A 14,750-nucleotide genomic window follows, 5' to 3' on the forward strand; every position below is an offset into this window, starting at 1 on the left:
GTCTACCCGTCCGCACCGGCAACAAATCCTCGATCAACGCCCACTGCTCATCCGACAACAACCGAAACCGCGACACGACAGCAGCATCCCAGCCGACAACCAAGATCTTTGTCAGACACGCCCTAGCCGTTGTCCTTCTGTGCGCCGAGGCCCGATTGCGGATCGGTGTCGTCGTGCGGGTCGGCCGAGGAAGTGCCCTGCTCGCCGCGGATCACCCTTCGTTGCTCCTCGGGTGAGGCCGCGTCGTCCGGCCGGTGCGTCTGCTGGTCGGGATTCCTGCGATCCATGGGCCCACGCCTACCCTCGCCGCGGAGGCGGCAAACACGAGACCGGCCTGACTCACGGGACAGGGATTTCGTGAGCCAGGCCGGTCTTTTCGCAGCGGATGCCGCCCAAACATGCGGCCTTCGGAACCCGGCGGGGAACCGTAGGGCCGGGGGCCACGTCCGCCTTCCCGGGTGCGAATCGTGACCTGCCAAGGAAGGGTGACTGACGCGCACGGCCGCGGCATAGGGCATTTGGTCCTCGAAAAGTGTCGGTGGTCGATGCGAACATATGTTCGTGACCGTCGAAGGCCCGATCTTGCACGCCGACCTCGACTCGTTCTACGCCTCGGTCGAGCAGCGTGACGATCCCGCGCTGCGCTCCCGCCCCGTGGTCGTCGGCGGGGGCGTGGTGCTGGCCGCCAGCTACGAGGCCAAGGCGTACGGGGTGCGCACGGCGATGGGCGGCGGGCTCGCGCGGCGGCTGTGCCCGCACGCGATCGTGGTCCCGCCGCGCATGTCGGCCTACGCCAAGGCCAGCAAGGCGGTCTTCGGGGTGTTCGAGCGCACCACGCCGCTGGTGGAGGGCATCTCGATCGACGAGGCGTTCCTCGACGTCGGCGGGCTCGCGCGCATCGCGGGCACGCCGAGCCAGATCGCCGCGAAACTGCGCCGCGACGTCGCCGAGCAGGTCGGCCTGCCCATCACGGTCGGCGTCGCCAGGACGAAGTTCCTCGCGAAGGTCGCCAGCGGGGTCGCCAAACCCGACGGGCTGCTCGTCGTGCCGCACGACGGCGAGCTGGACTTCCTGCACCCGCTTCCCGTAGAACGGCTGTGGGGTGTGGGCAGGGTGACCGCGGACAAGCTCCGCTCGCGCGGCGTGCGCACGGTCGGGGACCTCGCGCGGCTCGGCGAGGCCACGCTGGTGTCGATGCTGGGCCCTGCCGCGGGCAGGCACCTGCACGCACTCGCCCACAACCAGGACCCGCGCCCGGTGCGCACGGGCGCCCGGCGGCGCTCGATCGGCTCGCAGCGCGCGCTCGGCAGGCGCCGCCGCACACCGGCGGAGCTGGATGTCATCCTCGCGAGCATCGCCGACCGCCTGGGCCGCAGGCTGCGCGGGGCGCACCGGGTCTGCCGCACCGTGACGCTGCGGTTCCGCTTCGCCGATTTCACCAGGGCCACCCGGTCGCAGACGCTGCGGTACCCGACCGCGCACACCGCCGACATCCTCGCCACCGCGCGCGGCCTGCTCGCCGCCGCACGCCCGATGATCGACGAGCAGGGCCTGACCCTGCTCGGGGTTTCACTGTCCAATCTGGACGATGACGGCGCGGTCCAGCTGACCCTGCCCTTCGACGGGCCGGACCTCGGCGCGCTGGATTCGACACTGGACCAGGTGCGCGACAAGTACGGGGCGGGCGCGGTCACCAGGGCGATGCTGCTCGGCCACGATCCCGGTCTGGAGGTGCCGCTGTTGCCCGACTGAAGAGCTACCGCACCGCGACCGGCACCCGCGCCGCGGACCGGGCCCGCAACCGCGAGTAACCCCAGATGCCCAGGCCGGCCAGCGGAAGGGCGGCGCCGAACAGGCTCGAACCGGTCCACCCGAACGCGTCGTAGAGGTTGCCCGCGATCGCCGAGGCGATGGCCCCGCCGATGAAGATCGTCGTCATGAACACCGTGTTGATCCGCGCCCGCGCGTCCGCGCGCAAGCCGTAGATCTCCTGCTGGCTGAGCACCTGATGCCCCTGCACGGCCAGGTCCAGCAGCACGCCGGCGAGCCCGAGCAGGACGAGGCTGTGCACGCCGAGGTCGGCCAGGAGCATCGCCGCGGCGCCCAGCGCGAGCGCGACACCGCTGCCCAGCTGCCCGTGGCCCCGGTCGCCGAGCCGTCCCGCGAGCGGGGCGGCGGCCGCACCACCGGCGCCGACGAGCGCGAAGATCGCGATCCCGGTCTGGCCGAGGCCGTGTTCGCGCACGAGTTCGAACGCCACCGATGTCCAGAACGCGCTGAACGCGCCGAACATCAGCGCCTGGCAGACCGCGCGACGGCGCAGCGCGGGCTCCTCGCGGGCCAGCGTCGCGATCGAGCGCATCAACCGCGGATACGAGCTGCCGTGCCCGGGCTCGTGCCGGGGCAGCAGCCGCCGCACGGTGAGGGCCACCGCCACCATCAGCACCGCCGAGGCCAGGTAGATGGTGCGCCAGCCCCACACGCTCGACACCAGGCTCGCCACCGTGCGCGCGAGCAGGATGCCCAGCAGCAGACCGCTCATCACGGTGCCGACGAACCGCCCGCGCTCGTCCTCGGGCGCCAGATGCGCGGCGAACGGGATGAGGATCTGCGCGACCACCGAGGTGATCCCGATCAGCACCGACGCGCCGAGGAACAGCCCGAAGGACGGGGACAGTCCCGCGACGACCAGCGCGACGGCGGTGAACACCAGCGTCCGCCAGGCGAGCGTGCGGTTCTCCAGCAGGTCACCCAGCGGCATCAGCAGTGCGAGCCCGGCCGCGTAGCCGAGCTGGGTCAGCGTCACCACGAGCGCGGCGCTGCCCTGGCTCACCGAGAACGCGTGCGAGATCTCGCCCAGCAGTGGTTGCGGGTAGTACAGGTTCGCCACGGTCGCACCGCAGGCGACCGCGAGCACGACCATGATCAGCCGCAGCTGCCGCCGCGATCGGGCGTCGGACATGGGCCTCCCTCGGCAAGTGGCGACGCCCGGTAACGACAATGCGCACCGGCGTTACATTCCGGCTGGTGACCGGCTTCACTCCGAGGTCGGCGTGACGATGCCGTATTCGTGAATCTTGCGGTAGACGGTCGCGCGCGAGATGCCGAGCAGCTTGGCGGCGCGGACCTTGTTGCCCCCGGCGTCTTCCAGGCTGCGCACGATCGCGTCCCGCTCGACGGTTTCCACCCGGTTGAGCGGCCGCCGCGTCACCGCGTGGTACTCGGCGGGCAGATCGCTCGGCTGGATCGTGCCCCGCCGGCGTGTCCTGGTGACCTGCTTGAGCACGCGGTAGAGCTGGGTGACGTTGCCCGGCCAGTCCGCGCGCATCAGCAGGTGCAGCGCGGCGGGGGAGCAGGCCAGCTGCCCCTCGCCGGACAGGCGGCTCAGAAACAGCGGCACGAGATCGTTGAGGTCCTCCGGGTGCCTGCGCAGCGGCGGCACGGTCACCGTGCGCGGGAAGAACATCAGCAGCGCCGGATCGCCTTCGGGCTCGGGCGGCAGCGTGACCACGACCCAGGGCTTGGTCCCGCCGTTCGCCCGCACCTCGGCGAGCTGGTCGCGCAGCGCGCGCACACCGGCCTCGTCGAGCCGGTCGACGTGGCGGATCACCAGCGTGTCGGCCGGATCCTCGATCAGCTCACGCCGCAGGTCGTCGTCCCAGCCGGTGCCGCGCGCCGCGTCGAGCGCGTGCAGCCGGCCGGTCGGATTGCGCCGCTGGTGCACGCCGCGCACGAGGGTGTACTTGCCCGTGCCCGCCTCGCCGGCGACGGCGAGCCATTCGCCGCGTTCGAAGCTCTCGTCGATGTCGTGCTCGCACCGCAACCAGGGCGGCGAGGAGCCCACGACCCCGGGCAGGAAGATCGGCACCATCGGCAGTGAGCCGCCCATGTCCTCCTCACGGCCGAGCATCTTGACCGACAGCACGCCGCCCGCGACGTCGCCGTCCCGGTAGCCGTTCACGCGACGGCAGCTCATGCGCGCCTTGCTGCCGCTGGACAACGTGATCGTCGCGGTGGCCCGCCGCGCGTCGGCGAGCTCGGAGTTGGCGCGGCCCAGCAGGATCGACTGGTCGGCAGGATCGAGCAGCTGGCGGGCAAGATCGTTCATCATCACGATGTCCTTGTTGAACGCCATGACGATGCCGGTCGTGCGGCGGCAGGCCTGCAGATAGGCCTGGAACAGCACCAGCTCGCGCAGATCGCTGTGGGTCAGCAGGGCCTGGCGGATCTGCTCGGCCGCGGTCCTGGCCAGCGCGACCAGCAGCCCGCCCGCGTCCTTGCGCCAGCACGTCAGGTCGACGACGCCGATCATCTTGCCCGAGATCGGGTGGTGCAGGGGTACTCCGGCGCACGCGAGGTTCTCCAGGTGCTCGGCGTAGTGCTCGTGCCCGAACACGTGCGTCGGCCGCCCGTCCTCCAGCGCGGTGCCGATGCCGTTGGTGCCGACGAACCGTTCGCCGTAGCTGAACCCGGGCGCCAGTTCGACGCTTTCCAGGTGCCGGTGCAGATCGCGGTCCCCGGTGCGCTGGGTGAGCACGATGCCGGTGGGATCGGTGACGATGAGGCTGATCGGCTGCCCTTCGAGCTGGTCGCCGAGCCGTTCCAGCACCGGCGTGGCGCCGCGCAGCAGCGGGGTGTCCAGGTTCTGTTCGCCGGTGTAGGGCGAGTCGATGTGGTCGGCGGGAACGTGGAACTCGCGCGAACGCCACCACGACGCGAGGATGGCCTCGCGCACCTGATCGGGTTCGATATTTTCCTGCGTGAGGAACTTTTCACGAGTGAGCGCCAGGCCCTCGTCGTCGGTCGGGATCGGGACAGACGCGGTCGTGCGGTTCACCACATGGCCCTCCCGGCACGTCGTTGTGTCGCCAATCACAGCGTAGGCCCTTCGGCTCAATGCCCGTGTCTCAAATTGAGACACGCCCGCGAAGCCGCGACGCGGTCTCATGGAGGAATGGCGAACGAGACCTACAACCCCTGGACCGTCGTCAATCTGGTGTTTCACCACCTGGCGCAGCAAGGGCTGCATCCGTCGCTCGGCGACGGCGGGCATCCCGGTCAGCCGGCCGCGGAGCTGTTGCGCGCGCTGGGCATCGAGCCGCTGCTCGAAGGCGATGGCCGGGTGCAGGAGAAGGTGCGGGACGAGCTCGCGCAGCTACGGGAGGTGATGCTCGACGAGCCGTGAAGCGGCTGTCTCATATTGAGACCCGCGTCACACTCCCACGGGCTTCTACTGGTCGGCGTAGGACGTGCGCCCACGTCACCTGAGCTCGCCCCACAGGAGTGTGATCATGAGCCGCCAGAGCGTGGCGAAAGCCCACCAGAAGATCCAGGAACTGTCCTGGGACCCGGTTTACCACGAACCGGTATCGCAGTACGGGACGGACTACACGTTCCGTAAGGCCAAGAAGAAGGACCCGCTCAAGCAGGTCCTGCGGTCCTACTTCCCGATGCAGGAGGAGAAGGACCACCGCGTGTACGGCGCCGAGGACGGCGCCATCCGCGGCAACATGTTCCGTCAGGTGCAGGAACGCTGGCTGGAATGGCAGAAGCTGTTCCTGTCGATCATCCCGCTGCCGGAGATCTCGGCCGCGCGGGCGATGCCGCTGCTGTTCCGCACGGTGCCCAACCCGGAGCTGCACAACGGGCAGGCCATCCAGATGATCGACGAGGTCAGGCACTCGACGATCCAGCAGAACCTCAAGCGCCTGTACATGAACAACTACATCGACCCGGCGGGGTTCAACTCGAGCCTGCGCAACTTCCAGAACGACTACTGCGGCACGATCGGCCGCCAGTTCGCGGAGGGCTTCATCACCGGTGACGCGATCACCGCCGCGAGTATCTACCTGACGATCGTGGCCGAGACGGCCTTCACCAACACCCTGTTCGTCGCCATGCCGGCCGAGGCCGCGGCCAACGGCGACTACCTGCTGCCGACGGTGTTCCACTCGGTGCAGTCGGACGAGTCGCGCCACATCTCCAACGGCTACGCGACGCTGCTGATGGCGCTGTCCGACGAGAGCAACCACCAGCTGCTCGAACGCGACCTGCGCTACGCGTGGTGGAACAACCACGCCGTGGTGGACGCCGCGATCGGCACGTTCATCGAGTACGGCACCAAGGACCGCCGCAAGGACCGGGAAAGCTACGCGGAGATGTGGCGTCGCTGGATCTACGACGACTACTACCGCAGCTACCTCGTCCCGCTGGAGAAGTACGGCCTGGTGATCCCGCACGACCTCATCGAGGAGGCGTGGAACCGGATCTGGAACAAGGGCTACGTGCACGAGGTCGCGCAGTTCTTCGCCACGGGATGGCTCGCCAACTACTGGCGGATCGACCCGATGACCGACGAGGACTTCGAGTGGTTCGAGCACAAGTACCCCGGCTGGTACGACAAGTACGGCAAGTGGTGGGAGAACTACAACCGGCTGTCCGTCCCGAATGGACACCACCCGATCGTCGCCGAGGACGTCGACTACGTGTACCCGCACCGGTGCTGGACCTGCATGGTCCCGTGCCTGATCCGCGAGGACATGGTCACGGACAAAGTGGACGGTCAGTGGCGTACCTACTGCTCGGAGACCTGCCGCTGGACCGACGTCGAGGCGTTCCGGCCGAGCTACCAGGGCCGCAACACCCCGAACATGGGCCAGCTGATCGGCCACCGGGAGTGGGAGACGCTCTACCACGGCTGGAACTGGGCCGACATCGTGTCCGACATGGGCTTCGTCCGTGACGACGGCAAGACCATGGTCGCGCAGCCACATCTGAACCTCGACCCGAAGAAGATGTGGACACTGGATCACCTGCGGCGGATGCCGGAGGTGCAGAGCCCGAACGTGGTGCTCAACCAGATGACCGACGACGAGCGCGCGGCGTTCGTGGCCGACTACAACCGCCAGGGCCCCGCCGGACGTCCCGCGCCTGCGGAATCCTGACAATGGGCGAGAAGCACCAGATCCGGTTCGAGCCGGTCGGGATCGAGATCGAAGCCGACGAGGAGCAGACGATTCTGCGCGCGGCGGCCGAGCAGGGCGTGATGCTCATGCACGGCTGCAAGGAAGGACAGTGCGCTGCCTGCAAGTCGTTCATCCTCGAGGGCGACGATGTCGAACTCGACCGGTACTCGACGTTCGCGTTGCCCGAGTTCGAAAAGGAGGAAGGCTTCACGCTGCTGTGCCGCGCGCACGCGTACGAGGATCTGACGATCGAGCTGCTCAACTACGACGAGGAGATGATCCACTCCGGACTGCCGATCGTGCAGGCCGAGGTGGAGGTGGTGGCCAAGGAACACGTCACGCACGACATGTGCCATCTCGTGGTCCGGCTGGTCGCACCCGAGACGATCAAGTTCTTTCCCGGTCAGTACCTGGATTTCGAGATCCCGGGGACCGAGGAGACGCGGTCGTTCTCGATGGCCAACACCTCTGCTCGTGAGGGCGGGCGGCTCGAGTTCGTCATCAAGATCTACCCCGGCGGACTGTTCTCCCAGTACCTGGACACCGAGGTCGCGATCGGCGACCGGTTACGGGTGAGCGGTCCGTTCGGGGTGTTCACGCTCCGGGACGCGCCCGGCGCGGATCTGGTCTTCGTCGGCGGCGGCGCCGGAATGGCGCCCATCCTGGCCCTGCTGCGCTCGATGGCCGAGCGCGGTATCGACCGGAAGGCGACCTTCTACTACGGCGCCCGCCGCCGGGCCGACCTCTGCTTCGAGAAGGAACTGCACGAGCTGGCCGAGCAGTTGCCGGACTTCCGTTACGTGCCCGCGCTGTCCGAACCCGAGGGCGAGGACTGGAACGGCGAGACCGGGTTGATCACCGACGTGCTGCGGCGGTGCGAGTCCGATCTTTCCGGCGCCGACGCGTACGTGTGCGGGCCACCGCCGATGGTGGAAGCGGCCCTGGAGCTGTTGCCCGCCTTGGGCGTGGCCGACAAACGCATTTTCTACGACAAGTTCACGACAACGGGCGAAGGGCAGAACTGATGACCGCCACCCAAGAACGCAGTGTGCCGAAGCCGGTCTTCACCGATGCCGAGGCAGGCGCCAAGGAGTTCCCGGACGCGCATCTGCGTCGTTTCAACTACTTCACGCCGTCGAAGCGCAAGCAAAGCCACTACGAGGACGTCACGGTGGAGGTGCAGCCCGATCCTCGGCACTACCTGACCCAGGGCTGGCTGTACGGCTTCTCCGACGGCAAGGGCGGCTATCCGCTCGAGTGGACCAGCCTCAAGGCATGGGGCTCGGACCGGCCGTTGCCCGAACGCGGGCCCGGTTCCGGCGGCAAGGGATACGACTGGCCCGCGCTGGGCTGGCACGAGTTCCGTGACCCCAACGAGGAATGGGAGCTCACGCTCTACCGCTACAACGCCAACGTCGTCCGCCAGCTCAACCAGAACATCGAATCGGCCCGCCAGGCCAAGGCGTTCGACCAGTGGAACCGCAACTGGGTGAACTTCGTGGCCCAGCACGTCGGTGCCTGGATGCACGTGGACCACGGCCTGGGCCTGTACCTGTTCGCCAACGCCAACCGCCGTGCGCCGACGAACATGCACAACAACGCGATCTCGGTGAACAGCATGCACCGGATCCGCGCCGCGCAGGACCTCGCGCTGTACAACCTGACGCTGTCGGAGGAGATCTCCCACTTCGACGGCACCGCGCACCTGACGGCGTGGAACGACGACCCGGCGTGGCAGGGCGTGCGGGAGGTCTCCGAGCAGCTCACCGCGATCGACGACTGGTGCGAGGCGATCTTCGCGGCGAACATCGTGTTCGAACCGCTCGTCGGCGAGCTGTTCCGCAGCAACCTGGTGCAGCAGGCGGCGCCGGCCAACGGCGATTTCGTGACGCCGACGCTGATCGGCGCGGAGGAGTTCGACTACTCCGAACGCGATCTGCGTTACACGCGGGCGATGTTCGAGCTGCTGGTCAACGACCGCGAGTTCGCCGACCACAACAAGGCACTGCTGCAGCAGTGGCTGTCCGATTGGGTGCCTCGGGTCATCCGGGCCGCGCGGACGTTGCAGCCGCTGTGGTCGCAGCCAGACCAGAAGCCCCCACGGTTCGAGGACGGTCTCGACCGTGTCAAGAGCCGCTTCAGCGGCATCCTGTCCGATCTGGGTCTGCAAGAACCGAAGGAGCTGGCGCAGTGACCACACTGAAACAACCGGTGGAAAGCCCGTACAAGGTCGACAACACCGCTTCCAACATGTGCGGTTTCACCCTGATGAACAACCAGGTCGGCGAGGTCGTCGCCGAGGTGATGGCGCACAAGGACAATGTCACGATCACCCCGCTGCCCTCGATGATCCGGGTCGACGCCCGCAACCGCATGGACGTCGTCTACTCCGAGATCGACGAGGCCGCGGGCGAGGAGGACGGCTGGTTCAACTCCGCGGAGTTCGAGGAGAGCATGTCCACCCACTACGGGCGCATGGTCCACCTCGACGACCGCACGATCATGTTCGCCAACCCGGAGGACGCGGCCGAGTACCTCGACTTCGACCTCAAGCCGATCCGTTAGGGGGATCGATGTACGAAAAGGACGGTGAACGCTACTTCGTCGTCGACGGGCACACCCACTTCTGGAACGCGAGCCCGGAGAACTGGGTGCCGGGGCAGGAGGAATACGCCAAGGGCTGGATCGAGTGCTTCCACGCCTACCAGGGGCTCGGCCCGCCCGAGACGCACTGGCCGATCGACCGGTTCCAGAAGTACTCCGAGGAACTGATGATGCACGACCTGTTCGAGGTCGGGCACGTCGACAAGGCGATCTTCCAGCCGACGAACCTACGGCAGTGGTACATCAACGGGTTCAACACCACCGAGTCCGACGGCGCGATGGCCGAACGTCACCCGGACAAGTTCCTGGTGAACACCACGTTCGACCCGCGTGAGGGCGACGCCGGGATGCGCGCCTTCGAAGAACGGGTCAAGCGCTACAACTGCAAGGGCGTGAAGCTCTACACCGCGGAGTGGAACGGCGACTCGCGCGGCTGGAGCCTGAAGGACCCGGAGTCGGCCCGGTACCTGGAGAAGTGCGAGGAACTGGGCGTCAAGAACATCCACATCCACAAGGGCCCGACGATCTGGCCGCTGGACAAGGACGCGTTCGACGTGTCCGATGTGGACTACGTGGCGACCAACTTCCAGGGCCTCAACTTCATCGTTGAGCACGTGGGCCTGCCACGGATCGAGGACTTCTGCTTCATGGCGACGCAGGAGCGCAACGTCTACGCCGGCCTCGCGGTCGTCGTCGGCGGGCTCATGCACGCGAGGCCGAAGTTCTTCGCGAAGGTCATGGGTGAGCTGATGTTCTGGCTCGGCGAGGACAAGCTGCTCTTCGGCGCCGACTACGCGATCTGGGAGCCGAAGTGGCAGGTCGAAGGCTTCGTCGACTGGAACATGCCCGGTGACGAGGAACTGTCGGACTTCCCGCCGCTCACCGTGGCGCAGAAGAAGAAGATCCTCGGCCTGAACGCGGCCCGCCTCTACGACATCGAGGTGCCGCCGGAGTACCGGCTCGAACAGCCGGAAACGGTCGAGCCGGTCGGCGTACCCGGCTCATGACCAGCGTAGGAACCGATCAGGCGGCCCGTGCGGCCGCCTGGTCGGCCCTGGGCACCGTTCGCGATCCCGAGCTGGACGAACCGCTCACCGATCTCGGGTTCGTGCAGCAGTGCGAGGTGGACGAGGAGGGCAGGGCGGTGGTGCGGCTGCGGCTGCCCACCTACTTCTGCGCGCCGAACTTCGCGTTCCTGATGGTCGCCGACGCCTACGACGCCGTCATCTCCGCCCCTGGTGTGACGGCCGCCGACGTGGCGCTGGTGGATCACTTCGCGGCCGACGCGATCAACACCGGAGTGGCGGCACGGGCCGGTTTCGTGGCCTCCTTCGAGGGGGAGGCGGTCGCCGAACTGGACGAGCTGCGGGCGAACTTCCTGCGGAAGGCCGTCTACGCCGGAACGGATCGCGTCGTCCGCGCGCTGGGGGTGGACCCCGCGCGGCTGGCCGGGCTGACCCTGGGTGACGCGCCGCCAGGGCATGATCGCGAGCGGTTGCGTGCACGCCGCCGCGAACTCGGCCTGCCCGCGGGGGATCACGATCCGCTGCTCATCGATCCGGAGACCGGGGAACCACCCGCCGACGTGCGACGCCACCTCGGCATGGCGCGCGTGACCAGAACCAGCCAGGAGGCGAACTCGGGCGTGTGCCGGGGGATGTTGCGCTTCCGTTATCCGCAACCAGAGACCAAGGAGGGCAGGCCATGAAAGCGGTGCGGCTGCACGCTTACCACAAACAGCCCGTCGTCGAAGAGGTCCCGGAGCCAACGGCGAAGGAACCTTTCGACGTCGTGGTGAAGATCGGCGGCGCGGGCGTGTGCCGCACCGATCTGCACATCATCGAGGAACAGTGGGCGGAGAAATCCGGGGTCACCCTGCCTTACACGATCGGACACGAGAACGCGGGCTGGGTGCAGGAAATCGGGCCTGCGGTGTCCAATGTGGAAGTCGGGGACACGGTGATCCTGCACCCCACCCCGACGTGCGGGCTCTGCCACGCGTGCCGGGCAGGCGATGACATGCACTGCGTGAACAACCGGTTCCCCGGTATCGACAGCGACGGCGGAATGGCCGAGTACCTGCTCACCTCGGCCAGGGCCTGCATCAAGCTGGATCCCAAGACCAGGCCCGAGGACGTGGCCGCGCTCGCCGACGCGGGCATCACCGCCTACCACGCCGTGCGCAAGGCCGTGCCGCTGCTGTATCCGGGCACGGTCTGCGTCGTCAACGGCGCCGGCGGGCTCGGGCACATCGGCATCCAGTCGCTGCGGGCGCTGACGGCCACGACGATCGTGGTGGTGGACCGCAACGCCGAAGCCCTCGACCTGGCGTCGAAACTGGGCGCCGACCACACGGTGCTCGCCGACGGCAAGCAGGTCGAGGCGGTACTCGACCTGACCGGCGGCAACGGTGCCGAGGTGGTGCTGGACTTCGTGGCCGAACAGGGCGCGCAGCAGGACGCGTTCGCGATGACCCGGCGCGCGGGTTCGCATTTCGTGATCGGCTACGGCAGCAACATCGACATCCCGACCATCGACATCATCTCCACCGAGCGCAACGTGGTGGGAAACCTGGTGGGCACGTACAACGACCTGGCCGAGCTGATGGTGCTCGCGCAGTCCGGCAAGGTCACCCTGCACACCAAGAAGTATCCGTTGGACGCCGCGCTCGACGCGCTGGCCGATCTCGACGCCGGCCGGGTCCGCGGCCGCGCCATCCTCACGCCCTAGGGAGAGACGACCATGGCCAAGGAACTGCGGTTCGGTGGCGACGCCCGCGCGATGCTGCTGTCCGGTGTGGACAAGCTGGCGGAGGCGGTGAAGTCGACACTGGGACCCAAGGGGCGCAACGTGATCATCGAGAAGATCACCGGTTCGCCCGTGGTGACCAACGACGGCGTGACCATCGCGCGCGAGATCCATCTGCGCAACCAGTTCGAGAACATGGGCGCGCAGCTGGTCAAGGAAGCGGCGATCAAGACCAACGACGTGGTCGGCGACGGCACCACCACGGCCACCGTGCTCGCGCAGGCGATCGTGCGGGAGGGCATGAAGGCCATCGAGCACGGTGGCAACCCGGTGCTGGTCAAACGCGGGATCGACCACGCCGTGGCGCGGCTGGTGGAGCATCTGGAGAAGGCGGCGCATCCGGTGCTGTCCGAGGCCGACTTCGCGCGGGTGGCCGCGATCTCCGCCAACGACGACGATGCGGTCGGCGCCGTGATCGCCAAAGCGCTGCACACCGTGGGGGACACCGGTGTGGTGACGGTCGAGGAGTCGCCGAAGCACGGGATGAGCGTCGAGTTCGTCGAGGGGTTCGAGTTCGACAACGGCTATCTCTCGCCGTATCTGGTGACCGATCCGGGCAGGCTGGAGGCCGTGCTCGACAATCCCTACATCCTGATGTGCGCGGAGAAGGTCACCAAGGTCCAGCAGCTGATGCCGATCCTGGACAAGATCATGCGCGAGCCGCATCCGCTCGTGCTGATCGCCGAGACCGTCGAAGGGCCCGCGCTGTCGATGCTGGTGCACAACCAGGTCAACGGCACGTTCCAATCGGTGGCGGTGCGAGCACCCGGGTTCGGCGACCGGCGGCTGCACAAACTGGAGGACCTCGCCGCGGTCGTCGGCGGATCCGTGCTGTCGCGCCAGTCCGGTTTCACCATGGAGACGATGACGCTGGAGCACCTCGGCCGGGCACGCCAGGTGCGGGTCACCGAGAACACCACCACGATCGTCGGCGGTTCGGGATCGCCGGCCAACATCGAGTTCCGGGTCGGCCAGCTGCGGGCGGAGCTGGAGCGCGCGCAGTTCGGCATCGACGAGGACGTGCTGACCGAGCGGATCGGCGCGCTCACCGGGAAGGTCGCGATGATCAGGGTCGGCGCGCCGACGCCGGCCGAGCTGAAGGAACTCCAGCACCGGGTGGAGGACGCGCTGTCGGCGACCCGTGCCGCGATGGCGGAAGGCATCGTGGCAGGCGGCGGCGCGGCCTTGCTGCACGCGGAGCACGTACTGTCCGATTTGGACCTGTCGGGCGACTACGCGACGGGTGCGGAAATCGTGCGGTGCGCGCTGAGCGAGCCCGCGTACCTGATCGCGCAGAACGCGGGTTATCAGGCGCACGAGGTCGTCGAGCACACCAGGAACCTCGGTGTGGACGAAGGTTTCGACGCGCTGCTGGACCGGTACGGCAACATGGTCGAGATGGGCATCATCGACCCGTTGCGGGTGTGCCGGTCGGCGCTGCAGAACGGCGCCTCTGTGGCGGGTCTGCTGCTCACCACCAACTCACTGATCGCCGAGGAGCAGACCCCGTGGGGCGGCAGCCCCGCTTTGATGACGGAGTACGGGCCGCTGGACGAGGGCCTGCACCAGCCGTCTCCCGATGCCAGCACGCCGCAGTCCCTCGGTCTGGGACCGTCGGTGGGCTGACACCGAGCCATTTCGATCGAGGTTGATGGCGATGTCACAGTTACAGAGCAACGAAATCAAGGTTCCGGACTCACCCGCGACGCTCGGCCGTCACGAGACTCCCGAACCCGTGCCCGCACCGCCCACCGAGGTGATCGTGGGCGCGGGCGGCAACCCGTTGATCCTCGGGTTGCCCATCTTCGCGGTCGGCGCGCTGGCGCTGGGCATGGTCCTCATCGGATTCATGCCGGCCACCGCACTCGGCGCGATCGTGCCGATCGTGCTGTTCGCCACCGGGCTCTACCTCGCGGTGGTGACCGTGTGGGCGGCGGTGCTGGGACAGACCATGGTCGCCGGGATCACCGGTACGTTCTCCGGATTCTGGCTCAGCCTGGCCGGTCTGCTGCTGGGCCTGCAGCACAACTGGTACGGCATAGCGGCGGCCGATGCCGCCAAGACGCAGGAGCTGTTCTTCATCGCGTGGGGCTGCCTGTTCGTGTTCCTGCTGGTGCCGTGCCTGCGGCTGCCGGCGGTGTACCCGGCGGTGGTGGGCCTGGTCGTGGCCGCGTGCGCGATCGCGGCGGCTTCGGCGCACCTGGGCAACGCGAACCTGTTGAAGGTGTCCGGCTACATCATCTTGGTGCTGGCGTTCCTCGGGTTCTACGCGTTCGTCAACGTCGGTCTCACGGCGATGGGCGCCAAACGACCGTTCCCACCACTGGGCAGGCCTTTGGTGTCGTAAACGGCAGATGAGTGTGGTCAGCCCGT

14 protein-coding genes are annotated in these 14,750 nt (G+C 67.8%); 11 read left to right on the forward strand and 3 right to left on the reverse strand.

Features of this window, described 5'->3' with window-relative positions:
• Positions 1 to 122: 122 nt before the first annotated feature.
• Positions 123 to 287: a hypothetical protein gene (locus HFP15_RS37920; protein WP_168522668.1), complete on the reverse strand. Its 165-nt coding sequence runs from the start codon at positions 285 to 287 to the stop codon at positions 123 to 125.
• Positions 288 to 555: 268 nt separating this feature from the next.
• On the opposite strand from HFP15_RS37920, the gene dinB reads away from it, so the two are divergent.
• On the forward strand, positions 556 to 1,752 hold the full coding sequence (gene dinB / locus HFP15_RS37925) for a DNA polymerase IV (protein ID WP_168522670.1): 1,197 nt from the start codon (positions 556 to 558) through the stop codon (positions 1,750 to 1,752).
• A gap of 4 nt (positions 1,753 to 1,756) precedes the next feature.
• On the opposite strand, the gene HFP15_RS37930 is transcribed toward dinB, so the two are convergent.
• Positions 1,757 to 2,962, reverse strand: a complete 1,206-nt coding sequence (locus tag HFP15_RS37930; protein ID WP_168522672.1) for an MFS transporter — start codon at positions 2,960 to 2,962, stop codon at positions 1,757 to 1,759.
• 75 nt (positions 2,963 to 3,037) lie between these two features.
• Entirely contained in the window at positions 3,038 to 4,837 is a 1,800-nt protein-coding gene (locus HFP15_RS37935; protein WP_312871943.1) for a sigma-54-dependent Fis family transcriptional regulator, read from the reverse strand.
• Between the two features lie 117 nt (positions 4,838 to 4,954).
• Between HFP15_RS37935 and HFP15_RS37940 the strand changes: the two genes are divergently transcribed.
• The 10 genes from HFP15_RS37940 (at position 4,955) to HFP15_RS37985 (ending at position 14,724) form a co-directional block, all read left to right on the forward strand.
• Positions 4,955 to 5,185 (forward strand): hypothetical protein, encoded by a 231-nt coding sequence (locus tag HFP15_RS37940; protein ID WP_168522676.1) that lies wholly within the window; start codon positions 4,955 to 4,957, stop codon positions 5,183 to 5,185.
• Positions 5,186 to 5,291: 106 nt separating this feature from the next.
• Positions 5,292 to 6,944, forward strand: a complete 1,653-nt coding sequence (locus HFP15_RS37945) for a ferritin family protein (RefSeq protein ID WP_210718415.1) — start codon at positions 5,292 to 5,294, stop codon at positions 6,942 to 6,944.
• Between the two features lie 2 nt (positions 6,945 to 6,946).
• On the forward strand, positions 6,947 to 7,990 hold the full coding sequence (locus tag HFP15_RS37950; RefSeq protein ID WP_168522678.1) for an NADH:ubiquinone reductase (Na(+)-transporting) subunit F: 1,044 nt from the start codon (positions 6,947 to 6,949) through the stop codon (positions 7,988 to 7,990).
• On the forward strand, positions 7,990 to 9,159 hold the full coding sequence (locus HFP15_RS37955) for a ferritin family protein (protein WP_168522680.1): 1,170 nt from the start codon (positions 7,990 to 7,992) through the stop codon (positions 9,157 to 9,159). The genes HFP15_RS37950 and HFP15_RS37955 overlap by 1 nt, the downstream gene beginning before the upstream one ends.
• On the forward strand, positions 9,156 to 9,530 hold the full coding sequence (gene mimD, locus HFP15_RS37960) for a propane 2-monooxygenase effector subunit MimD (protein ID WP_376768926.1): 375 nt from the start codon (positions 9,156 to 9,158) through the stop codon (positions 9,528 to 9,530). The genes HFP15_RS37955 and mimD overlap by 4 nt, the downstream gene beginning before the upstream one ends.
• A gap of 8 nt (positions 9,531 to 9,538) precedes the next feature.
• Positions 9,539 to 10,576 (forward strand): amidohydrolase family protein, encoded by a 1,038-nt coding sequence (locus HFP15_RS37965; RefSeq protein ID WP_168522682.1) that lies wholly within the window; start codon positions 9,539 to 9,541, stop codon positions 10,574 to 10,576.
• Entirely contained in the window at positions 10,573 to 11,277 is a 705-nt protein-coding gene (locus HFP15_RS37970; protein ID WP_168522684.1) for an iron-sulfur cluster assembly protein, read from the forward strand. The genes HFP15_RS37965 and HFP15_RS37970 overlap by 4 nt, the downstream gene beginning before the upstream one ends.
• Entirely contained in the window at positions 11,274 to 12,299 is a 1,026-nt protein-coding gene (locus HFP15_RS37975) for an NAD(P)-dependent alcohol dehydrogenase (protein WP_168522686.1), read from the forward strand. The genes HFP15_RS37970 and HFP15_RS37975 overlap by 4 nt, the downstream gene beginning before the upstream one ends.
• A 12-nt stretch (positions 12,300 to 12,311) precedes the next feature.
• Positions 12,312 to 14,003, forward strand: coding sequence for a chaperonin GroEL (groL, locus tag HFP15_RS37980; protein ID WP_168522688.1), 1,692 nt, complete (start codon positions 12,312 to 12,314; stop codon positions 14,001 to 14,003).
• A 31-nt stretch (positions 14,004 to 14,034) separates the two neighbouring features.
• On the forward strand, positions 14,035 to 14,724 hold the full coding sequence (locus HFP15_RS37985) for a GPR1/FUN34/YaaH family transporter (RefSeq protein WP_210718416.1): 690 nt from the start codon (positions 14,035 to 14,037) through the stop codon (positions 14,722 to 14,724).
• The last annotated feature ends 26 nt before the right edge of the window (positions 14,725 to 14,750 follow it).

This window comes from Amycolatopsis acididurans, assembly GCF_012328925.1.
Classification (GTDB): domain Bacteria; phylum Actinomycetota; class Actinomycetes; order Mycobacteriales; family Pseudonocardiaceae; genus Amycolatopsis_E; species Amycolatopsis_E acididurans.